Source organism: Nonomuraea sp. NPDC003201 (assembly GCF_053590415.1).
Genome location: NZ_JBSFTC010000112.1, coordinates 1 through 21,039, shown reverse-complemented (window position 1 = coordinate 21,039; position 21,039 = coordinate 1). Strand labels below are relative to the sequence as shown.

At 70.7% G+C, this 21,039-nt stretch carries 19 protein-coding genes and 1 pseudogene; 7 read left to right on the top strand and 13 right to left on the bottom strand.

The window, feature by feature from the left end; genetic code table 11:
* Nucleotides 1–86: 86 nt before the first annotated feature.
* The 8 genes and pseudogenes from ACWDX9_RS31925 to ACWDX9_RS31890 form a co-directional block, all read right to left on the bottom strand.
* Nucleotides 87–1,811, bottom strand: coding sequence for a tannase/feruloyl esterase family alpha/beta hydrolase (locus ACWDX9_RS31925; protein WP_449960310.1), 1,725 nt, complete (start codon nt 1,809–1,811; stop codon nt 87–89).
* 52 nt (nt 1,812–1,863) lie between these two features.
* A complete protein-coding gene (locus ACWDX9_RS31920; protein WP_449960307.1) occupies nt 1,864–2,631 on the bottom strand; it encodes an SDR family NAD(P)-dependent oxidoreductase in 768 nt (255 codons plus the stop codon).
* A 133-nt stretch (nt 2,632–2,764) separates the two neighbouring features.
* On the bottom strand, nt 2,765–2,944 hold the full coding sequence (locus ACWDX9_RS31915; RefSeq protein WP_449960304.1) for a hypothetical protein: 180 nt from the start codon (nt 2,942–2,944) through the stop codon (nt 2,765–2,767).
* The gene (locus ACWDX9_RS31910) at nt 2,941–3,219 is read right to left on the bottom strand and encodes a VOC family protein (RefSeq protein WP_449960301.1); all 279 of its coding nucleotides are present in this window, start codon (nt 3,217–3,219) and stop codon (nt 2,941–2,943) included. Before ACWDX9_RS31910 ends, ACWDX9_RS31915 begins: the two co-directional genes overlap by 4 nt.
* Before the next feature lie 175 nt (nt 3,220–3,394).
* Nucleotides 3,395–6,184, bottom strand: coding sequence for an ATP-binding protein (locus ACWDX9_RS31905; protein WP_449960299.1), 2,790 nt, complete (start codon nt 6,182–6,184; stop codon nt 3,395–3,397).
* A gap of 285 nt (nt 6,185–6,469) precedes the next feature.
* Complete coding sequence (locus ACWDX9_RS31900; RefSeq protein ID WP_449960296.1) at nt 6,470–7,207, bottom strand: SDR family NAD(P)-dependent oxidoreductase; 738 nt, start codon at nt 7,205–7,207, stop codon at nt 6,470–6,472.
* A gap of 123 nt (nt 7,208–7,330) precedes the next feature.
* Nucleotides 7,331–7,540: a hypothetical protein gene (locus ACWDX9_RS31895; RefSeq protein WP_449960293.1), complete on the bottom strand. Its 210-nt coding sequence runs from the start codon at nt 7,538–7,540 to the stop codon at nt 7,331–7,333.
* Nucleotides 7,541–7,564: 24 nt separating this feature from the next.
* Nucleotides 7,565–7,810: pseudogene (locus ACWDX9_RS31890) on the bottom strand (low temperature requirement protein A); the annotation flags it as partial.
* Between the two features lie 660 nt (nt 7,811–8,470).
* Between ACWDX9_RS31890 and ACWDX9_RS31885 the strand changes: the two are divergent.
* The 3 genes from ACWDX9_RS31885 to ACWDX9_RS31875 all read left to right on the top strand — a co-directional run bounded on the left by ACWDX9_RS31885 (nt 8,471) and on the right by ACWDX9_RS31875 (nt 13,892).
* Nucleotides 8,471–9,292 (top strand): SAM-dependent methyltransferase, encoded by an 822-nt coding sequence (locus ACWDX9_RS31885; RefSeq protein ID WP_449960291.1) that lies wholly within the window; start codon nt 8,471–8,473, stop codon nt 9,290–9,292.
* A 437-nt stretch (nt 9,293–9,729) separates the two neighbouring features.
* On the top strand, nt 9,730–12,018 hold the full coding sequence (locus ACWDX9_RS31880; protein ID WP_449960288.1) for a polysaccharide lyase 8 family protein: 2,289 nt from the start codon (nt 9,730–9,732) through the stop codon (nt 12,016–12,018).
* Between the two features lie 80 nt (nt 12,019–12,098).
* Complete coding sequence (locus ACWDX9_RS31875; protein ID WP_449960285.1) at nt 12,099–13,892, top strand: cytochrome c oxidase assembly protein; 1,794 nt, start codon at nt 12,099–12,101, stop codon at nt 13,890–13,892.
* Nucleotides 13,893–13,902: 10 nt separating this feature from the next.
* On the opposite strand, the gene ACWDX9_RS31870 is transcribed toward ACWDX9_RS31875, so the two are convergent.
* Nucleotides 13,903–14,421 carry a PadR family transcriptional regulator gene (locus ACWDX9_RS31870; RefSeq protein WP_449960282.1) on the bottom strand — a complete coding sequence of 173 codons (519 nt, stop codon included), beginning with the start codon at nt 14,419–14,421 and terminating at the stop codon, nt 13,903–13,905.
* A 127-nt stretch (nt 14,422–14,548) separates the two neighbouring features.
* Between ACWDX9_RS31870 and ACWDX9_RS31865 the strand changes: the two genes are divergently transcribed.
* Together ACWDX9_RS31865 and ACWDX9_RS31860 are read left to right on the top strand one after the other, a co-directional pair.
* Nucleotides 14,549–14,770, top strand: a complete 222-nt coding sequence (locus tag ACWDX9_RS31865; protein ID WP_449960280.1) for a hypothetical protein — start codon at nt 14,549–14,551, stop codon at nt 14,768–14,770.
* Nucleotides 14,771–15,053: 283 nt separating this feature from the next.
* A complete protein-coding gene (locus ACWDX9_RS31860) occupies nt 15,054–16,046 on the top strand; it encodes a hypothetical protein (protein WP_449960278.1) in 993 nt (330 codons plus the stop codon).
* A gap of 33 nt (nt 16,047–16,079) precedes the next feature.
* On the opposite strand, the gene ACWDX9_RS31855 is transcribed toward ACWDX9_RS31860, so the two are convergent.
* Genes ACWDX9_RS31855 through ACWDX9_RS31840 form a run of 4 tightly spaced genes read right to left on the bottom strand, consistent with a single transcriptional unit; the run spans nt 16,080 to nt 19,327 of the window.
* Nucleotides 16,080–17,120, bottom strand: a complete 1,041-nt coding sequence (locus ACWDX9_RS31855) for an NAD(P)H-dependent flavin oxidoreductase (protein ID WP_449960275.1) — start codon at nt 17,118–17,120, stop codon at nt 16,080–16,082.
* Nucleotides 17,117–17,836, bottom strand: a complete 720-nt coding sequence (locus ACWDX9_RS31850) for a CoA-transferase subunit beta (RefSeq protein WP_449960273.1) — start codon at nt 17,834–17,836, stop codon at nt 17,117–17,119. Before ACWDX9_RS31850 ends, ACWDX9_RS31855 begins: the two co-directional genes overlap by 4 nt.
* Nucleotides 17,820–18,590, bottom strand: a complete 771-nt coding sequence (locus tag ACWDX9_RS31845) for a CoA transferase subunit A (RefSeq protein WP_449960341.1) — start codon at nt 18,588–18,590, stop codon at nt 17,820–17,822. Before ACWDX9_RS31845 ends, ACWDX9_RS31850 begins: the two co-directional genes overlap by 17 nt.
* A gap of 8 nt (nt 18,591–18,598) precedes the next feature.
* On the bottom strand, nt 18,599–19,327 hold the full coding sequence (locus ACWDX9_RS31840) for an enoyl-CoA hydratase family protein (protein WP_449960271.1): 729 nt from the start codon (nt 19,325–19,327) through the stop codon (nt 18,599–18,601).
* A gap of 46 nt (nt 19,328–19,373) precedes the next feature.
* Here ACWDX9_RS31840 and ACWDX9_RS31835 point away from each other — a divergent pair, with 46 nt between their 5' ends.
* Nucleotides 19,374–20,171 (top strand): SDR family oxidoreductase, encoded by a 798-nt coding sequence (locus ACWDX9_RS31835; protein ID WP_449960269.1) that lies wholly within the window; start codon nt 19,374–19,376, stop codon nt 20,169–20,171.
* 31 nt (nt 20,172–20,202) lie between these two features.
* Nucleotides 20,203–21,039 (top strand): SDR family oxidoreductase (locus tag ACWDX9_RS31830; RefSeq protein WP_449960267.1); only part of this gene is annotated, 837 nt, incomplete at its 3' end.

Genomic DNA, 21,039 nt, shown 5'->3' with positions numbered 1-21,039 from the left:
CGTGGATCCCCAGCAGCAGGTCCGTGGGGTGTGAAGGTCAATGGGCGGCCGCGCCATGCGGCCGCCCAGTACGCGTATGGTCGGTGTCAGCGTTGCCTTTGGCCGACGCACGAGAAGTTCTTGGCCTGGCTGACGTCACCGTGACCCTTGTACTTCGGCCACAGCGGATATTCGCACAAGGGGCGTGTGCGGTTCTTGGCGGCGGGGTTGGCGTCGGTCGCCACCGGGTTGGCCGGAGGGTTGTTTCGGCTCGTCCATTCGTCCAGGGCTGTGAGAGAGTCCCAGGCCAGGTCGAAGCGTCCGGTCCCGTGGGCGTAGCCTCCCTGTACGTAGTAGCGCACGAAGCGGCGGATCGATGGGCCGTAGCGTTCGGCCATCCGTTCGTAGTAGGCGTTGGTCAATGCTTGCGGGACCGCCATGTCGGTGGTGCCCTGGACGATGATGAGCTTGCCGCCGTGATTGGCGAAACGGTCGATGTCGGGGTTCGTCGTGTTGAGGAGCCCGGACAGTTCCTTGACGCGCTTTTCGTACTGCCGATAGTCGAAATCCACCAGGGACCCGTTGGCGCCCTGCTCGATGAAGTAACGGATCACCGGATCGAAGAGCAGGTGGTAGCCGGTGGCTTCACCATTTCCCGCGCTGTCGAGCATCAGAGGGGCGAGATCGGCGCCCCGCAGGACGGGATAGGGACCTATCCCGGTTACTCCGTTCGCCAGCGGGAACGCGAACTCGTAGCGGGAGGCCGCTGTCCGCAGGGTTTGGATCTGGGTCTCGGACAGACAGGTGTCCGAGCTGTCGGTTCTACCGGGGCAGCGTAGCGACTCGACGGAGAAGGTATTGTCGCAGCCCCGGACATTGGAGATCACTCCGTCGACTGCACCGTCGAGTTTGTCGCACGTGCCGTACACGGCATCGGTGACCAACTGCTGCTCGGCGGGGTTCAGATAGCCGCCGGGACGGCTGTAGGCCTGTTGCCAGATGTGATACCAGCTGAGCACCATCGCCTGATTCTCAATGGCCGGGTAGTAGGCGATGATTCCGTCGTAATCGTCGCCGTATCGCTGGGCCGCGACGAGTGCCTCATGTCCTCCTTTGGAGGCTCCCACGTAATACTGTTCATCGGGTTGTTCGCCGTAGTACCTCTTCACGAGATTGATGACGGCATCACGGGTGCGTTTGACGCTCTGTCCGGACCAATTGGCGAGCGCCTCCTTGTTCAGGGCAAAGGATCCGGTGGGGCTGGTGCCCACGGCGGTGCCTCCGTCGCTCCCGAACGTGGCGTAGCCACGGTTGATCGGCGGCTGTCCCTGTGCCGGGTCGGTGTTAACAAGGCCGGGAGCCACGTCGAGCCCCGTGACGACGATCCCGTTGAAGCCGCTGCCGCCGAACTGCACCGACTTCCTGTTCCACGAGGTCGGCAGGTTGACCTGGAAGTCGATGTCGGGTGCCGTGGTGTCGAAGCTGTGCACCTTGCCCCGGGCCAGGCAGAACTCAGGGCGGCCGCCGGCCGGGTCGGCGCCGTTGAGCGTCGCGGAGTCGACCTCGCCGCCGCGGGTGGGCAGGCCGATCTCCGCAGCGTCCATGCGCAGTCCCACGAGCGACGCGCACCTGGTCGCAGCGTCGGTCACGATCGTCCGCGCCGGGTCTGCGGTCGGGGCGGCGACTGCCGGGGAGAGACCTTGAAGTATCCCGAGGCATGACGCGGTCAGCGCGGCGATGGTGATCGCGGAGGTGTGTTTTTTCATATGTCCTTCCAGGCAATACGACTTCGCTTCTTCGATGGAGCCGGAGGTGAGACCGCTGCCGGGCATCGGTTCGGCCCTGAAGCGTCGATAGTGTGGACCCGCACTCGAGGAGGCGCGGTTACCAGGTTTGGTCGCCGGCACGAACCAGCATCTCGTTGACGGCGACCCGCCGCTCTCGCGTGACGATGTAGCTGATCGCGTCCGCGATGTCCTCCGGCCGCAGCGCTTCGATTGCGCTGATCTGCCGGCGGGCGTCGTCCCTGGTGGTGTCGCTGAGGTGGTTCACCAGTTCGGTGTCCACGGTGCCGGGCTCCACCACGCTGACCCGGACGTGTTCCCTGAGCAGTTCCTGGCGAAGCGATTCGGTGAACGCGTTCAGGCCGAACTTGGTCAGGCCGTAGACGCTGCTGCCCGGCCGGGCGACTCGCCCGGCCGTCGAGCTGACGTTCACCAGATCCGCCACCTGCCGCGGGGACGTCGACGCCGCGTAGATCAGGTGCGGGATGGCGGCGTGAGTGATGTGCAACAGCGCTGCCACGTTGAGCGAGACCATCCGATCCCACTCCTCGATGGTGGTGTGCAGCGCCGAGTTGAGCAGCATGATCCCGGCGTTGTTGACCAGGATGTCCAGGCGCCCGAACCGATCCAGCGTGTCCTGCACCATGTCGTCGGCGCGTTCGGGCTCCGTGATGTCGGCCTCTAACGCGACCGCCTCTCCGCCCAGCTTCGCGATGTCGCTCGCGACCTGGTCCAGGCGGTTGCGGCGACGGGCGACCAGGGCTACCGCCGCGCCCTCGCGGGCGAGGCGGCGCGCGGTCGCGGCGCCGATTCCGCTGCTGGCGCCGGTGACGAGCGCGACGGCTCCGTCCAGCGGCCGGTCGTACATGACTGCCTCATTCCTTCGGTTCGAGGACGACGCGGAAGCGGGCGTCGCCGCGGATCGTTCGCTGATAGTTCTTGGGTGCCACGCCGGGTCAGCTGCTGACCGGTGAAAGTGACGGCACGATGGGCGGGCACGCTCACGACGGCAGTTCGGTTCCGGCCTGTTCGCGCACCATGTGGTCGGCGTACCAGTCCGGCCGATTCGGGTCCTCCGCACCGATGCGCGCCCCGTGCCGGCCATGCGCGGCCGCGAGATCCGAGGCCGAGGCGAACGTGGTGACCGATGGATCCAGCCGTCCCGGCCGCCGGGTGGTCACACCTCGCTCGGGTCGGCGCCGAGCCGCTTGAGCTGGTCGTACGCGGCGTCGATGTCGTTGACGACCAGGTGCGGGCCCTGAGCCGTGCCCGGCTTCTGAGACGTGACCGACGTGCCGAAGGTGACCGACGCCGCCGAGCCGGGCGGGGTCACCTGCACCACCCGGAAGTCCTCGCCGGTGGTGATGTCGACATCGAGCCGCCGGCCCAGCGCCGTGTAGAAGTCCTTGGCTCGGTCGACGTCCGAGACCGGCACCACGACGACTTCAAGCTTCATGTCCATGACCGCTCCTCCTGTGCCCTGACGAAATGTCGGCACGACGAGACTTGCGCGGCCGACTGCCGGGTCGCACCACGGAGTCTCACTGGTCTACCGTGACCAGGGGAGGCCACGGGTACGAGTGGCCGCCCGCCGACTTGGTGACGGAGGCCGGCAGCTCACTCCTCAACTTTCACCGCGTCATGGATCCGTACTCGCCGCGGGACAGGGCGTCACCGAGCTGCCTTCGGGAGCTGATCCCGAGCTTGGTGAAGACCTTGCGGAGGTGCCACTCGACCGTACGCGGGCTCAGAAAGAGCCGAGCCGCGACCTCCGGGTTGGTGAGGCCGTCCCGCACGAGCAGGGCGATCTGTTGCTCCTGCGCCGTCAATTCGTCACTCGTCGAGGCCTCGTTCTTGCGCCTGCGGATGGTCTCGCCCGTGGCGAGAAGCTCGCGGCGGGCACGCTCGGCGAACGCCTCCATCCCGATCGACACGAACATCTCGTACGCGGTACGCAGCTGAGCCCGCGCCTCGGCCGGTTGACGGTTCTGACGCAACCACTCGCCGTACAGCAGATGAGCGCGCGCCAAGTCCGGACGCAGCAGCGTCCGCTCCAACCGCTCGATCGCTTCGCGGTAGAGGCGGTCCGCGGCAGCGTCGTCGCTCAGCAGCGCCCGGCAGCGAGCCAGCAAACCTCGTGCCCAGTCCGTGTCGCACGGCTCTGCCGCGTCCGCCATACCGTCGAGCGCACCGCGTCCGACCGTGTGGTCTCCGACGCGCGCTGCCGCCTCGACGAGTTCGGGCAGCACCCACTGGGAGAGAATCAGGTTGGCGGTGCCGGCGGCGGCCTGGGCCACCGGCAACGCTTGCTCATATCGGGCGAGGCCGTTGTAGAGAGCCGCGGCCGCCCACTGAGCGCCCGCGACGGCATTCAACTGACCGTCCGCGCCGGCCTGTTCGATCGCGGCGGCGATCAGCGCCGAGGCCTCGGCCTCCTTTCCCCGCATCGCCGCCAGAAAAAGCTTGGTGTACTGCGCCATGGGCACGCCCGTCTCAGCGTCGACGGCTTCGGATTCGACGACGATGGCGGCCGCGTCGGCGAATTCGCCGTTCAACACGGTCATCGTCCCCAATCCGGAAAGATAGAGGGGAAGCTCGGTCAGGGCGCCGGCCGTGCGCACCTCCGCGACCACCCTGGTGAAGAGCTCGCGCATGCCCCGTTCGTCCCAGAGGATCGGGCTCGCGCTACAGGCCGCCCAGCCCCACTTCAGGAAGTCCCGCACGGGATGGTCCTTGAGCGCGGCCATCGCTTTCCGCAAACGGGGGACCGCGGCGCTCCGGTCGTCGGTGATGAGCAGCGCGTAGCCCTCGATCACGAGATCGAGGGCACGCGGGCCACCGGGCGGATGGGAAAGTTCTCTCATCGCCCGGGAGATCGCCATGACGCTGTCCGCGTCCGCGGTGGCCAAGGCCGCGGTACACCACGCGATCAGGTAGGTCTCCCGCGCGAGGTCCATGTCGAACGATTCGAGCCGCTGCGCGGCCGTGAGCAACATCGGCGGCGCCTCCTTGTCGAGGCCGGCCGCGAACGTGATCATGCTTCGTACCAGGTGTGATCGAGCGCGCTGATACTCGCTCTGCGCGTCGCCGTCCGCGATGCCGACGAATCGCCGCGCGGCGTCGAGGTCACCGGCTTTCAGGCTGGCGTCCGCTGCTGCCACCGCGCGGTCAACGCGCCGCGAGGTGTCGATGGTCAGTTCCACGGATCGCTGCAGGAACGCCGCCGCGGCGGCCAGCCCACCGCGCGCCTGCGCCCGGTCGGCGGACCGTTCGAGTTCGGCGGCCACGGCCTCATCGGGTCCGGCCGTGGCGGACGCGAGGTGCCAGGCACGGCGATCCGGGTCGGTTCTCGCGTCGGTGACCTCCGCCAGCGCCAGATGCACCGCCCGGCGGTCCTCTTCCCTCGCAGACCTGTACACGGCCGACCGCACGAGCGGGTGACGGAAGATCACCCGTACGTCGAACGACAGCAGCCCGTCCGTCCCGCTCGCCAGTACCGTCGCCGGCGTGACGCCGAGCCGTTCGGCGGCACGCCACACCAGCGAGGGGTCGCCGACCGGCTCGGCGGCGGCAACCAGCAGGAGCAACCGGGTCTGCTCGGGCAGGCCTTCGATCCGGGCCAGGAAGCTCTGTTCGATCCGGCCCGGCAGCGTGTCGGCGTCCAGAAGGCCGAATCCGCCCGCCATCCGGGTCACGCCCAGCTCGCGCGGCAGTTCCAGCAAGGCAAGTGGGTTCCCCCCGGCCTCGGCCACGAACCGGTCGCGGATCTGCTGATCGATCCGGACGTGCGTCACCGAGCTCAGCAGAGCGTGTGCGTCGGCGGCCTTCAGCCCGGTGACCTCCAGCTCCGGTAGTCCGAGCAAGTTCTGAGACCGCTGCCGAGAGCCGAAGACAAGGGCGACCGACTCCGCCAGCAGCCGCCGGGCGACGAAGCCGAGAACCCGCGCCGAGGCCCGGTCCATCCACTGCGCGTCGTCGACCACACAGAGCAGGGGACCCCCCTCCGAGGCGTCCGACAGCAGACTCAGTACTGCCAGCCCGACCAGGAAGTGTTCGGGCGGCGTTCCCCCGCGGATGCCGAACACCGTCTCAAGCGCATCGCGCTGCGGCGGCGGAAGTTTCGCCAGCCGATCCAGCAGCGGCGCGCACAACTGATGCAAGGTGGCGAAAGCCAATTCCATCTCGGACTCGACACCGACCGCACGCAGCACCCGCATGCCGGTGGCCGCGTTCTCCGCGTACTCCAGCAGCGCCGACTTCCCGATTCCGGGCGCGCCGTACACGACGAGCACGCGACTTTCGCCCATGCGGACGGCCGCGATCATCTGATCGATGAAAGCACACTCCGGCCCTCGCCCGAGCAGCCCGACGTTACGACCGTGCCCGGCGCCCCGCTTACTTTGGTCCACGGCCCCCCGCATTTTTGTCCCAATTGCACCACTCTGAGTAGAACGAAAACAATGCGCCAGGCCAAGGTTTCCGGACCCGGATGTAGGCAGCGGAGCCGGCATACATACGACGGCGTTCGGCGAGATCGCCGCACCGCGCTGGCCGACAACGCGCGGGTTGGGTCGGCAGCGGACGGGATCGGAGTGAGCAGTTCGCGTGGATGATCGACCTGCGGGTCTTCTTGCTCGCCGAGACGGCGATGGGCCGTGGTACGTCCGGCGCGGCGAAGGCCGCCCTTGCGCAGCGTCGGTGTCCGCTTACGGCGTCTGGTCGGTCGGACGGATGAGGATTTCGTTGACCGCGACGTGCTGCGGCTGGGTGACCGCGTACACGACAGCATTGGCGATGTCCTCGGGCTGCAGGATGCGCATGGAAGCGGCCATGTTCTGCGCGGCAGCCCGCATCGTGGGGTCGGTGATGTGGCCGGCCAGTTCGGTGGCGACGAAGCCGGGCTCGACGACCACGACACGTACGCCCAGGGCGGTGACCTCCTGCCGAAGCGCTTCGGAGAAGGCGGTGATGCCGAACTTCGTCGCGGCGTAGACACCGTTGTTCGCCGACGCGATCCGGCCCGAGGTCGAAGAGATCTGCAGGATGGTGCCCTTGCGCTCCAGCAGGTGCGGCAGCGCCGAGTGGACCGCGTACATCGACCCGAGCAGGTTGGTCTCGACCATGCGCGTCCATTCCGTGGTGTCCGCTCCCACGATGGGGCCGGCGAGCATCACCCCGGCATTGTTCACCAAGACGTCCAGGGCGCCGAAGCGCTCGACGGTCTCCGCGACCGCGGCTCGTACCGACTCCTGGTCGGTCACGTCCAGTTCAAGGGCCAGCACCTCGCCGGGCGCCTTGCCCACCAGAGACTCCAACCGGTCGGCACGCCGAGCCCCGACCGCGACACGAGCCCCTTTCGCTGAGAGGGCCAGCGCCGTGGCCTCGCCGATGCCGGACGATGCTCCAGTGACGAGGACGACCTTTCCATGCAATGTGGTGCTCATGTGCTTCCTTTCCGCAGAGGTTCATAGGTTCCGCCAGCTAAGACCGGACAGCCTCCAGGTTTGTGACAGGTGCCGCGCCATTCTTTTCGGACCGTTGTGGCGCACGTCGTCGAGAACGACCCCCTATGGCAAGTCATGCCGACGCGCTTGAGCACGGGTCCCGACGGCCACCGTCCAGATCGTGACGGCGACCAGCAGGACGCAGACGGCCGCGATCGCCGCGACCACGGCGGCCACGCCGATCCAGGGCGTCGCGAGCGGCAGCGACAGGACGACGATGACGCACCCTAGAACCGCGGCAAGAAAAATCAGGGGCTCTGCGATGACAAGCACGTGTATCGCCCACAGCAGGGCAAGCTATACACCGACCGGGACGGCGACCGCGTAGCCGAGTGCCATCGGTGACGCCGCAACCTCGTGCCCGCTCTGCTCTACCGCCACTTCGAGCCCGGCGCCGAGGGCCGCCAGGGCTACGAAGACGCCATAGTGGCCGTATCCCCACAGGTAGGACCGATGACGGCGGTCACTGAGACCATCCCCCGCCGGTCCGAGGAAGTACAGCGACCAAAGAGCGAACAGCAGGACAAGGCCGGAGACTGCGCCTGCCGAAACCCTCGTCCGGGCAGTTCAAGGCCGCAGCAATACACAACAACACCCGGCGGCACTGAGCGTCACCCATCGAGCCGACTCATCATCCGTGGGTCGTGGGTTCAAGCCCCGCCACCAACCATCGACCGAAGCATCCCGAGCTTCGAACGTTGCGGCCGCCACAACTACGCCTACCCTCCTCGGCACCTCTCCCACCCGACCCGGCGATGGCGAACGGGTGCTGCGCGACTGGGTGGCATGGATGCTCGCCGAACTGCGAGCAACCAGCACCGGCACCAGCCGGCGCGACTGCTGGCGGCGGGAGTGGTGGTGAGTGCCCGGCTGCGGTGAGGCCTGCTCGAGCAGCGAGCTGCTCCATGCGGGGATGCAACACGTGCTCGAACCTCGTGGACGGCTGGGCTGCTCATCGGATGCGGCCGGGCCGCCCGAGATCTGAACCCCTCCCCCGTCGCACACTTGGTTGAGCATTGGCTGCCGCGTGGAGTCGCTCTCTGTCACCAGCCAACCGGCGATCAGTCGTACCGGCCAGAGAATTTACTAATCAGGCGGCGTTTCATGCGGGAACGCTGCGTCACGTTCCGCTACCCTCCCCACCGCAACCTGCCACCGCGGACCTACACAGGAGGGCACCCGACGATGCCAATTGACCCGTTGATGTCAGAACGGTTCCCACGGACCTCCCGCTACAACCCGGACTGGATCAGCTCCAGTGTCAGCGGCGGGGCCAACTCGCTGTGGCTGGCCGAGTGGCTCACCGAGGCGATGTCGTTGGGGCCCGGCATGCGGGTGCTGGATCTGGGTTGCGGCCGGGGCGCCTCGTCGATCTTCCTGTACCGCGAGTACGACGTCCAGGTATGGGCCACCGACCTGTGGTTCAGCCCCGACGAACGCATGCGACGCATCTACGACGCCGGCGCCGAGCACGCGGCGTTCCCCATCCACGCCGACGCCCGAGCCCTGCCGTTCGCCGAGGGCTTCTTCGATGCCGTCGTCAGCATCGACTCGTTCGTCTACTACGGCACCGACGATCTGTACCTGAACTATCTGGCCAGGTTCGTCCGGCCGGGCGGGCAGATCGGCATCGCCGGTGCCGGCCTGGTCCAGGAGATCGACGGGCCGACGCCTGAGCACCTGGCGGCGTGGTGGGAGCCGAGCATGGCCAACCTGCACTCGGCCGAGTGGTGGCGCCGCCACTGGGATCGCAGCGGTGTCGCCCACGTGGACGTGGCCGACACGATGGCCGACGGGTGGAAGTACTGGCTGGAATGGCAGCGGGCGATCGCACCGGACAACCAGCTGGAAATCGACGCCCTCACCGCTGATGGCGGACGCCACCTCGGTTATGTGCGCGCGGTCGCCCGGCGCCGGCCGGACGTCGCACTCGACGAGCCCATCTCCTCGGTCCCCGTCACGTATGTCAAGCGGCCCTTGCACCGCCCCCGGACGAGGACCAATAGGCCCGACGCCGGCATGTGATGGATGCCTCGCCCGCCCGACCGATCGAACTTCAGGGCGGGCGCCGTCTCGGTTGGCACCCCGCCGTTTCAGCAGGTCGCGGTGCCGACCCGAGTGTCGTTGCCGCGATCTCCCTCGCCGGAAACCGCATCAGTCGCAGACTCGCCGTCCTCGGGCTGGTTCTGCACCGAGCATCTTCCGGGCTCTGGCCTCCGCCGCGCGGAGTCCGGTGACGCGCAGGCGCTTGAGCGGGCGCAGAAGGCCGCCGACGACGTCGTGGCGGCCGTCGCCGGTGACATGGGACGGATGAAGGCGGTGTACCGCCTGCTCGACATCCCCGCGGGCACCATCCGGATGGCCATCGAACCCCCTCGCCCGACGCACCAACGAAATGGTCCACCCTCCTGGGGACATATGATCGTTTCAGCAGGTATTCGCCCGATTGTCGGAAGGCCTCCATGACCCACCCCCTCAGTCGGCGGTCCGCCCTGCTGGGCGCCGCGGCCTTAGGCGGCCTCGCCCTGTGGGAGAGACCGGCCGAGGCGGTCGGCGCCGCCGCGTTCGACGCCGCGCGCGAGCGGTGGGTGAGCCTGCTGGCCGGCGGGTCGTACGACGCCGCGTACGCCGACAAGACCCAGGCGGTCGAGGGCTCGGCCAACGCGGTGCTGCGCAAGCTGAAGCTCGCCCCCGGCGCCCCGAGCCTGTGGCCCGACCTGCCGCTCAGCGACCCCCGGACGGGCAACTTCAACCGCGCCTACAACCGCATGCGCACGCTGGCGCTGGGCTGGGCCACGCCGGGCACCGCCCTGCACCGGAACGCGCAGGTCGCCGAGACCGCGGTCAGCGCGCTGGACTTCCTGTACGAGCACGCCTACCGCGAAGGGCTCGACCGGCAGGGCAGCAACTGGTACTGGTGGGAGATCGGCGTCCCCCGCGCGCTGACCGACACCTGCGCCCTGATGTACGACGGCCTGCCCAAGGACCGCATCGAGCGCTGGCTGCGTCCGTTACGCCGCTGGTGCCCCGACCCGGAGCGCCGCGTGAGCCACCCCGGCGTCGTCGAGACCGGCGCCAACCGGGCGGGCAAGGCCATGGCGGTGGCGATGCGCGGCTTGCTCACCCACGACGCACGCCTGGTCAAGCGGGCCAGGGACGCCGTCTCCGACCTGCTGCGGCGGACCAAGGGCCCGGGCGACGGCTTCTACCGCGACGGGTCGTTCATCCAGCACGACGTGTTCCCCTACACCGGCAGCTACGGCGTGGACTACCTGGACAGCGTGGCCAAGCTGATCGCCATGCTCGCGAAGTCGCCGTGGGAGATCGGCGGAATCGGGAACGTCTACGACATCGTGGACCGCTCGTTCACGCCGTTCATCTTCGACGGGCTGATGATGGACTGCGTACGCGGCCGGCAGATCTCGGTGCAGGGCCACCGCGACTACCACTCGGGACAGAAGGCGGTCGAGGCCATCCTCACCTTGCTGGAGGCGGCGCCCGAACGCTATGCCCAGCGCTGGCGGCCGCTGGTGAAGGGCTGGCTCACCCGCAACCAGGCCATCCCGTACGACACGCTCGCGCCGCTGCCGAGCATCGCGGGGGCCAAGGCCCTGCTGGCGGACCCGTCGGTGCCGGTCGGTCCGCGTACGACGGGCACGTACGTCTTCGCGGACATGGACCGGGTCGTGCACCACCGCCCCACCTGGGCCTACGCGATCGCGATGAGCTCGGAGCGCATCGGCGCGGCCGAAGCCATGAACCTGGAGAACCTGCGCGGCTGGTACACCGGCGACGGCATGACCTACCTCTACACCGGCGACCTCACTCACTGGAACGACGACCTGTGGCCCACGATCGACCCGTACCGGCTGCCGGGCACGACGGTCGACACCCGCAGACGCGCCGATCTCCGGCACGGCAAGCGTCGCCTGCCGCCCACGCCGTGGGCGGGCGGCGTGGCGCTCGACGGCGAGTACGGCGTGGCGGCCATGAGGCTGATCGCCGACGGCTCCTCGCTGCGGGCCAGGAAGGCGTGGTTCCTCCTCGATGACGCGGTGATCGCGCTCGGCGCCGGCATCACCGCCTCCGACGGCCGCCGCATCGAGACCGTCGTGGAGAACCGCAACACCCACGACACTCACCCGCCGCTGACCCAGGGCGACGGCTGGGTCCACCTCTGCGGGGTGGCCGGCTACGCGCTGCTCGACGGCGTCAAGGCGAAGGTGATCCGCGGGAAGCGTACCGGCCGCTGGCGGGACATCGACAAGGGCGCCACCACCGGAGGCGACGACACCCCCGTCACCAGGCACTACACGACGATCCTGGTCGACCACGGCGTCGATCCGCGCAGGGCGCGCTACGCCTATGCCGTGCTGCCCGACGCCACCGTCGCCCAGACCGCGGCGTACCGCGGGCGGGTCGAGGTCCTCGCGAACTCCCGTACGGTGCAGGCCATCGCCCGCGACGGCGTGCTCGCCGCCGTGTTCTGGCGCGCGGGGACCGTCGAGACCGCGGACGGCCCGCTCGCCGCCGACGGCCCCTGCACCCTGCTGATCCGCCGCGACCAGAAGCGGGTACGGCTGGCGGTCTCCGACCCGTCCAGGACCGCCGACGAGGTGAAGATCAAGCTGCCCTGGCCGGTGAAATCGGTCAAGGAGAGCGACCGCAGCGTGCGCAAGTCCAAGAAAGCGGTCAAGGTGGAGGTCGGCGGCAGTCGCGGGCACGCCCACACCGCCGTGGTGCTCGTCTGAGACCTCCGGGGCGAGCCCATGGGCTGATCTCCGCCGGTGTGGCACGATGCGAATGGGCACCCTAGCCGGGCGGAGCCGCCATGAAGGCCCCGGAACGGATCTACGCCGGTGCGGCGGTTGCCGCCGGCGTGGTCGTGCTGGTCGTCGTGCTCCGGTTCGGCGGCGCGATCCAGCCGGAGCTCCCGGGACTGCCCACCGCAGGGCCGATCACCGTGTGGGGGCTGCCGCTGGTCCGGTTCTGCTACGACTTGTGCGCGCTCGCCTGTGTCGGAACGCTCACCGCGGCCGCCCTCGCCCCGACCGGTACGAAAGAGTCCGAGGCGTGCCTGCGCGCGGCCGGATGGTGGGCTCTCGGCTGGACCTTCGCCGCGCTGCTGAGCTACGTGCTGACCCTGTCCAACCTCATCCCCCTGCCCGTCGCGGACCTGCTCGGGGCCCCTGACCTGCTGCGGTTCGGCACGGCGCTGCCGCAGACCCGGGCCCTGCTGTGGGTCCCGGCCGTGGCGGCGCTGGCGGCCGTCTCCTCGCGGCTGCGGACGCTGCCCGCCTGGGTACGCCCGATGATCGCCGCCTTCGGGCTGTTGCCGCCCGCGTACGTGGGGCATGCCGCCTCCGCCGGTGACCACGACATCGCCGTGTCCGCGCTGATGTCGCACCTGGTCTCGGTCTCCGTCTGGGTCGGCGGCCTGGCCGCGGTCCTCGTCCACTTCCGCCGCTCCGAACACCTTCCGACGGTGTTGCCCCGCTTCAGCACGCTCGCCCTGTGCTGCTTCGCCGCCGTCGCCGTCTCCGGCGTGGCCGGCGCCTGGGTACGGCTCGGCAGCCCGTCCGACCTCTGGCAGAGCACCTACGGGCAGCTCCTGGTGGCCAAGACCGTGGCGCTCGTGACGCTGGGCCTGTTCGGCTGGACGCATCGCCGCCGCACCGTCGCGGGCGTCGCCGACCGGACCGTACGCCACACCTTCGTTCGGCTGGCGACCGGCGAGCTGACCGTGATGGCGGCGGTCGTCGGGCTGGCGGTCGGCCTGTCCCGCACTCCCCCACCGCCAGGGAGCGGCGGCGGCCACGACCACCTCGTCCTGGAGTACCCGCTCGCCCCCTTCACCCCGAGCGCACTGATCACCGAGGTCCGCCTGGACCCGACCGTCCTGCTGCTCCTGGCGCTGCCCGCCGTCGCCTACCTGGCCGGCGCGCGCCGGGCCGCGTCGTGGCCGGTCGGACGTACGGTCGCCTGGTGCGCGGGGGTGGCGCTCATGGCGCTGGTGCTGCTCGGCGGCGTGGGCGGGTACGCGCGGGCGATGCTGTCGGCGCAGGTCCTGCAGCACGTCGTGCTCACCGCCGTCGCCCCGCTCCTGCTCTGCCTGGGCGCGCCGCTCACCCTGGCCGCCTCCTTACGCGAGGACCTCCCCGCCCGCCGCCTGACCCACCCTGCCTTCCTCCTCGCCGCCTACCCGGTCGCCTTCCTGCTGCTGTACGCCACGCCGTGGCTCCCGTGGTCCCTGTCCGGCTACGCCCAGCACCTGCTCACCCAGGTCCTGTTCGTCGGCCTCGGCCTGCTGAGCTTCTGGGTGCTGGCGGGCGTCGACCCGCTCCCCCGCCCGACTCCCTGGGCCGTCCGCGCCCGGCTGCTGGCCGCCGTCATCCTGACCCATCTGGCCCTGGGCACGTTCCTGCTGCTCGGGCCGCCGGTCGCGAGCGACTGGTTCTCCCTCGCGGCCCCGCCCGGCGTCCCGGACCTCCTCGCGGACCAGCGGCTCGCCGGAGCCGTGGCCCTGCTCCTTCCACTGCCCGTGTTCGCTTTCCTGGCCGTACGCATGGCCTGGCTCAGGCAGGAGGCGCTCGCCCGCGTACGGACGAGGCCGCCCTTGAAGTGACCGCGCCCTGTCAGTGCCGGGCCGTGTGCATCAGGCGCAGCGCCGCCTCGGCCGTCTCATACCGCCAGGCGGCCACGACGTGGTCGAAGCCGTGCGTCTGGTCCCGCTGCCTGCGCAGGCTGCGGATGATCGGCTCGATGCGCTCCGCCTGCGCGTCCAGCAGCGGGCGCGGGTCCGCGCCGGATCGCTGGAGCAGGGCGAACTTGATCAGGAACTCGGTACGGATGTCGCGGATGTGCTCGACCGGGCATATCAGCCAGCCGTTCACGGCCGACGTCCCGGCCGGCGTGGCGGTGAACACCGTACGCTGCGGACCGCCCTGCCCCCGCTCCTTGCCGCACGGCTCGATGAGAGCCAGGTCGGCGAGCCGATCGAGCGCGCGATAGACCCGAGGCCGCGGCACCTGCCAGATCGCGCCGACGGCACCAGTGGGAGTGGTGAGCCTCGCGACGGCGAAGCCGTACGTGGGCCCCTCCGCCACGAGTGCGAGCACGATCCACTCGGTGAGCGACAGGGCGCGAGGATTCACAGGCTCAAGGGTAGGGCCAGTCGCGGGCGTCAGAGGGTCGCCAAGTAGTCTCGCATTGACTAGCCACGGCTGCGGAGGACTGCTCTGTGAGGGAGAACGACGCCGGCACCTTAGGGTGTCGCCCGGGATGAGACCCGTCCCGAACGCCATCTGCCTCGGCGGCCCGCACGACGGCATGCTGACCCGCATCGACCAGGACGTCGGCGTCGTGGAGGTCTTCGCGTTCGAGGCGGACGGCTCGGCGCGCGGCGCCCCCTATCGGGTCACGGCGGGTCGTGTCCACCATCCTTCGTGTGCCGCCCCGTTCGTCGTGCTCAGCTGGGTCGAGCCTGCCCACGGCCAGCTCTGAGGTCGCGGCGCGCCGCGGCTGGCATCGACACGGTGGAGCGCGTGATGGACGGGCCGTCGATGAAGAGCTGCCGAGGCGTCGCCACGAAATCTTCGACGCTCTTGTCCAAGGTCACCGTCATCAGCGTCGGCTTCCTGTCGGTGAACGTGCGCTCGCCCGGGGCCTGGCTCGGCCGACCGAGCCGGCGCTTGGTAGTCCCTATGAGACTACTGACGGCGGAAGAAGGCAAGAGGCCCGGGGACTCACAAGCGGCGTCGCGCGCCGCGGGGGCGGGAGGCGTGGCATGAACCCGTTAGAAGCCCGCTACCGCCGCCTCCTGGCCTGCTACCCGCGCGATCATCGGGAGCGGCACGAGGAGGAGATGATCGGCGTGCTGCTGGCCGGAGCGCGGCCCGGCCAGACCCGCCCGCACCCCGCCGACGCGGCCGACCTGCTCTGGGGCGCGTTACGGGTGCACACCCGGCGGGCGTTCGGGACCGTCTCGGGGCCTGTCTGGCGCGAGGGCCTGGCCGTGGCCGTGGCGCTGTGGCCGCTGCTGATGCTGACCGCCGCGCTCGCGATGGTGCTGCTGAGGGCCGTCGAAATCGTGGAGGCCGCGCGGAGCATCGGCGCCGACGTGTTCCGGGAATCGGTCTGGGTCCTGAACCTCGTCGAGCCGGTCGTCGTCGCGGCCCTGCCCGCGCTGGCGGTGCTGCTCGGCCGCCGGTGGATCGCCGTGCTCGGCGCGGTCGCGCTCGCGTACTACCTGGCGGACCCCTGGAACGGGCTGGACCTCCACGTCCTGTCGTCACCGGACGGCGTGCGGATCCTCCTGGCGCATCTGGCGCTGCCGAACACGGGCCTGGTCCTGCTGGCGCAGGTGGCCGCGGTCGTCATCGCATTCCTGCCCGGGGCGCACCGTGCGCTCGCGATCGTTCCCCGGAGGTCCCTCCTGCTGTGGGCGCCGCTCGCACTGGCGGGGCTGACCGCCAGCAAGGCCATCGTGCGCTGGGTGGATGTGATCGCCCATCAGGACGTCGTGGTCTGGAAACCGGTGCCCTGGCTCGTCGTGGTCTCGCTGGCCGCCGGGTACGCGTGCCGGTCCGCGGTGGGGCGACGGGCGGCGCTGGTGCTGTTCCTGCCCGCGGCCGCCCTCGGCGACCTCGGGGACCTGCCGTGGATACCCACCTCCACGGTCCTGGCCCAGCTCGGCTGCGCGGCCCTGGCCTTCGCCGCCGGCGCCACCCTGAGCCGCCGCCGCAGCGGCCTGGCCACCGGCGGCGTCACCGCGGTCTGAGCCCGGCCGCGCCCGCCGCTCTCCGGAGTGCGGTCAGGACACCTCCATTGTGCGGCCCAGGTGGGTGAGGGCGGTCTCGGCGTCGGCCATGATGCGCTCGATCAGCTCGCGGCAGGACGGCAGGTCGTCGAGCACGCCCACCACCTGGCCCGACGCCATCACCCCGAGGTCCGCCCGGCCCTCCACCATCGCGGCCCGCAGCAGCACCGGCGTGTTGGCCGCCTGCAGGACCTGGGCCCAGGTCAGGTCGCGCGCCCGCCTCATCCGGCGGCCCTCGCGCAGCATCTCGCCCCACGACAGCCCCGACAGCCGCTTGAACCTGGCCCCGTTCACCACCGCCCTGACCAGGCGCGAGCGCTCCAGCGACGCCACGAACGGGGTCAGCAGGACCCGATGGGGCACCCCGTCCACCTTGGTCGTGACGACCGTGTCCCGCGTCGCCAGATAGAGCTTCTTCACCTCGTCGGGCACGGGGGAGTCGCTCGTCAGCAGGAACCTGGTCCCCATGGCGATCCCGCAGGCCCCGTACGCCAGCGCCGCCACCAGCCCCCGCCCGTCGAAGAAGCCCCCGGCCGCGATCACCGGGATGTCCACCGCGTCCACGACCTGGGGCAGCAGCAACGTCGTGGCGACGGAGCCGGTGTGGCCGCCGCCCTCGCCGCCCTGGACGATCACCGCGTCCACGCCCCAGCCCGCCACCTTCTCCGCGTGCCGCCGCGCCCCGACCGACGGGATCGTGACCACGCCCGCGTCCTTGAGCCGGGCGATCAGGTCCCGCTCGGGCGCCATCGCGAACGACGCCACGCGCACGCCCTCCCGGATCAGCACCTCGATCCGGTCGGCGGCGTCGTCGGCGTCGGAACGCAGGTTCACCCCGAACGGCGCGTCCGTGCGCTCCTTCACCCGCCTGATCGCGGCGGTCATCTCGGCCAGGGACATCGTCGCGGCGCCGATCACGCCGAGCCCGCCGGCCTGGGAGGTGGCCGCCGCCAGCCGGGCGCCCGCGACGTACCCCATGCCGGTCTGCACGATCGGGTGGCGGCACCCGACCAGGGACGTCAGCGCGGTCCTCACGCCGGCTCCCGGTCCCGCAGGCGCTCGGGGTCGAGCCGGTCCAGGACCTCCAGCTCCTCGACGGTCGGCCCGCGCGTCCTGGGCACGTTGTCGGGAATGTCCAGCTCGAAGCCGGTCGCCGCCACGACGTCGTCCACCTCGACCCCCGGGTGCACCGACACCAGGCGCATGGTCCCGCCGGGGGTGCGGAAGTCCAGGACGGCCAGGTTCGTCACGACGCGGCGCAGGTCGAAGGCGCCCCTGTCGGTCCCGACCCCGCTGACCATGTCCACCGAGGGCACGAACACCCGGGAGGAGTGACGGGGGATCCAGTAGCTGGTGGGGTCGCAGCGGGTGTTCCCCGGAGCGCCCCGCACGCCCAGCAGCTGCGCCTTGGGGCGGCCCCAGTCGCCGATGCAGGAGATGTTCGTGTTGCCGTACCGGTCGATCTGGCTCGCCCCGAGCATGACGTGCCGGCGCCCGTTCAGCACCAGCCACAGGTGCTCGCGGAACGGCAGCCACCCCTCCACCACCCCGGGCGCCTCGCCCAGCGCGGGCACGTCGCCGGTGAGCAGGCAGGCGCCGTCGTGCGTGAGCAGCTCCGGCTCGAACGTCAGCCGCGCCAGCCGCGCCGCCAGCACCGTGACCGGCCCGCCGATGCCCGCCGCCAGGATCTCGCCGTCGCCCCGGAACGCCTCCGCGCACGCCACCACGCACACGTCAGCCCTGCTGCTCATCGAACTCCTCCCACGGTGTCTCCACGTAGCGCCGCTGCAGCGCCTCGTCGCGCGCGTAGTCGGGCTCGCACGAGGTGAACCCCGCCCCGCCCGGCGCCTCCACCACCCCCGCCACCATCGACCGGCTGATCAGCAGCGACTGCACGGGCCCTTCCTTCAGCAGGTTCTCCACGACCCGCTCGCACGAGACGTAGCACCGCCGCGCCGCCTTGGCGTAGAGGTCGTCGAAGTACGGGTCGGTCCCCAGGTACTGGGCGTTGCCCCGCGCGTCGGCGCGGTTCAGGTGGACGAGGGCCACGTCCATGGTCAGCGCGGGCACCGCGACCAGCTCCTCCCCGTCCGCGTACGGCGACCGCACCGTCCGCAGCCCGGGGTTGACGCGCAGCACGTCCGATCCCAGCCCCGCCCGCGTCGGCAGGAACGGCAGCCGGTGCGCCGCCGCGAGCAGCCCGAACATGAACATCCCCTCGTCGTACTCCACGAACTCGATCTCCCCGGCCTGCCTGGCCCGCCGGAAATGGGGCTCCAGGGGGATGGAGTCGAGCGTCACGAACGGGGCCACGACCCTGCGCACCTTCTTCGCCGCGCACAGCATGCCCACGTCCGGGCCGCCGTACGAGACGATCGTGAGGTCGGTGGCGGGGGAGCGCAGGAGGGCGCGGACGAGGGCCATCGGCTTGCGCCGCGAGCCCCAGCCGCCGATCCCGATCGTCATCCCGCTCTCGACCGTGCCCGCGACCTCCTCGGCCGACATCAGCTTGGTCACGTGAATCGCTCCCTGTGCCGGTCTCCGGCGCCCATCAGGTTCAGCTCGAAGGTGAAGCCCTGCTCGAAGCGGTAGCTGCGCTTGACGTCCACGGGGTCGATGCCGTTGAGGGACTCCTTGGCGCGGCGGATCACGTACGGGTCCTTCGCGGCGATCTGCCCCGCCACCTCCAGCGCCGCGTCCCGCAGCTTGTCGCGCGGCGCGACCTCCAGCACCGACCCGAACGCGTGCAGCTCGGCCGCCGTCACGTTCCTGCACGTGTAGACCATGGCCCGCATCAGGTGCTGCGGTACCAGCCTGGCCAGGTGCGTGGCCGCACCCAGCGCGCCCCTGTCGACCTCGGGCAGCCCGAAGTACGCGTCGTCGCTGGCCACCACGATGTCGGCGTTCCCCGCCAGGCCGACGCCGCCGCCGAGGCAGTGGCCGTGCACCGCCGCGACCACCGGCACCGCGCACTCGTAGACCGCCGCGAACGCCGCGTAACACGCCCGGTTGACCCCGACCAGCGCCTCGTACCCCTCGGCGTCCCGCAGCTCCTTGATGTCGACCCCGGCGTTGAACCCGCGCCCCTCGGCCCTTAGCACCACCACCCTGGTCTCCGGGTCGTCCCCGGCCCGCCGGACGGTCTCGGCCAGCTCCTCCCAGCCGTGCACGGTCAACGCGTTCACCGGTGGCGCGTCCATGACCACCTCGGCGATCGGCCCGGCCCGCAGAGTGATCCCCATGAGACTCCCTGGTTGCACCTAACGCTTGCTTGGTACGGTAGCACCCGTGACCGTGACTTACGACTACACGGGCAGGGCCGTCCTGGTGACCGGCGGCACCCAGGGCATCGGCGCGGGGATCGCCCGCGCCTTCCGGGAGGCGGGCGCCGACGTGACGGTCTGCGCCCGGCGCGAGCCGGCCGCCCCGGCGCCGGGGATCCGGTTCGCGCGGGCCGACGTGCGGGTGGCCGAGGACGTGGAGCGGCTGATGTCCGGGTTCGACCGGCTGGACGTGGTGGTCAACAACGCCGGCGGCTCGCCGTACGCGCCGCTCGACGGCACCTCGCCGCGCCTGCACGCCCGGGTCGTCGAGCTCAATCTGACGGCCCCGCTGCTGGTCTCGCAGTTCGCGTACCCGCTGCTCGCCGCCGCCGGCGGGGCGATCGTGATGATCGGCAGCGCCAGCGGCGCCCGCCCCTCGCCCGGCACCTCCGCGTACGGCGCCGCCAAGGCCGGGCTGCACCACCTGGCCCGCTGCCTGGCCGCCGAGTGGGCCCCGCAGGTACGCGTCAACACGGTCGTCGTCGGCCTCGCCGCCACCGAGAACACCACCGGGAACACCACCGGGAACACCACCGGGAACACCACCGGGAACACCACCGGGAACGCCGCCTCCCACTACGGCGGGCAGGAGGACGGGATGGGGGCGGCCATTCCGTCGGGCCGGATGGCGACGCCCGCCGACGTGGCCGCGGCCTGCCTGTGGCTGGCCGCGCCCGGCTACGTCACGGGCGCGGAGGTACGGGTGGACGGCGGCGGCGAGATCCCCGCCTGGCGGCACCTGGCCTCCAGCGACATTTCCTGATATCTCTGCATGATCCTTCTGGGAGGTCTGGGTGGGAATCTGTGCTGGCCGCGTGGTGATCGTGACGGGCGCCGGACGGGGGATCGGGAGGGAGCACGCGCTGGAGTTCGCCCGGCAGGGCGCCCGCGTCGTGGTGAACGACCTCGGCACGGGCCCCGGCGGCGAGGGCGCCTCGGGAGGCCCCGCGCTGGAGGTGGTCGCGGAGATCGAGGCGCTCGGCGGCCAGGCGGTGGCCAACTGCGACGACGTGTCCGACTGGGGCGGCGCGGCCCGGCTGGTCAAGACCGCCGTCAGCGCGTACGGCCGCCTCGATGTCCTGGTGAACAACGCGGGCTTCGTCAGGGACCGGATGCTCGTCTCCATGACCGAGCAGGAGTGGGACGACGTCGTCCGCGTCCATCTCAAGGGTCACTTCCTGCCGCTGCGCCACGCGGCGGCGTACTGGCGGGAGAGCGCCAAGGCGGGCGAGCGCGTCACGGGCCGGGTGATCAACACCTCGTCCGGCGCGGGCCTGCTGGGCAGCGTCGGGCAGGCCAACTACTCGGCCGCCAAGGCGGGCATCGCCGCGCTGACCCAGGTGGCCGCGGCCGAGCTGGGCAGGTACGGCGTGACGGTGAACGCCGTCGCCCCCGCAGCCCGCACCCGCATGACCGAGGAGGTGTTCGCCGCGACCATGGCCAGGCCGGAGTCCGGCTTCGACCCCATGGACCCGGCCAACATCGCCCCGCTCGTCGTCTGGCTCGGCTCCGAGGGGTCGGGTCAGGTGACGGGGCGGGTGTTCGAGGTGGAGGGCGGCTCGATCGCCCTGGCCACGGGCTGGCGCCACGGCGAGCGGGCCGAGCGCGGCGCCCGCTGGGACCCCGCGGCC

Bases quoted from the DNA above. Each gene is read 5' to 3' on its own strand.
- ACWDX9_RS31925 (WP_449960310.1), bottom strand. From the start codon at position 1,811: ATGCCCGGCAGCGGTCTCACCTCCGGCTCCATCGAAGAAGCGAAGTCG.
- ACWDX9_RS31920 (WP_449960307.1), bottom strand. From the start codon at position 2,631: ATGTACGACCGGCCGCTGGACGGAGCCGTCGCGCTCGTCACCGGCGCC.
- ACWDX9_RS31910 (WP_449960301.1), bottom strand. From the start codon at position 3,219: ATGAAGCTTGAAGTCGTCGTGGTGCCGGTCTCGGACGTCGACCGAGCC.
- ACWDX9_RS31905 (WP_449960299.1), bottom strand. From the start codon at position 6,184: ATGCGGGGGGCCGTGGACCAAAGTAAGCGGGGCGCCGGGCACGGTCGT.
- ACWDX9_RS31900 (WP_449960296.1), bottom strand. From the start codon at position 7,207: ATGAGCACCACATTGCATGGAAAGGTCGTCCTCGTCACTGGAGCATCG.
- ACWDX9_RS31885 (WP_449960291.1), top strand. From the start codon at position 8,471: ATGTCAGAACGGTTCCCACGGACCTCCCGCTACAACCCGGACTGGATC.
- ACWDX9_RS31880 (WP_449960288.1), top strand. From the start codon at position 9,730: ATGACCCACCCCCTCAGTCGGCGGTCCGCCCTGCTGGGCGCCGCGGCC.
- ACWDX9_RS31875 (WP_449960285.1), top strand. From the start codon at position 12,099: ATGAAGGCCCCGGAACGGATCTACGCCGGTGCGGCGGTTGCCGCCGGC.
- ACWDX9_RS31865 (WP_449960280.1), top strand. From the start codon at position 14,549: ATGAGACCCGTCCCGAACGCCATCTGCCTCGGCGGCCCGCACGACGGC.
- ACWDX9_RS31860 (WP_449960278.1), top strand. From the start codon at position 15,054: ATGAACCCGTTAGAAGCCCGCTACCGCCGCCTCCTGGCCTGCTACCCG.
- ACWDX9_RS31850 (WP_449960273.1), bottom strand. From the start codon at position 17,836: ATGAGCAGCAGGGCTGACGTGTGCGTGGTGGCGTGCGCGGAGGCGTTC.
- ACWDX9_RS31845 (WP_449960341.1), bottom strand. From the start codon at position 18,590: ATGTCGGCCGAGGAGGTCGCGGGCACGGTCGAGAGCGGGATGACGATC.
- ACWDX9_RS31840 (WP_449960271.1), bottom strand. From the start codon at position 19,327: ATGGGGATCACTCTGCGGGCCGGGCCGATCGCCGAGGTGGTCATGGAC.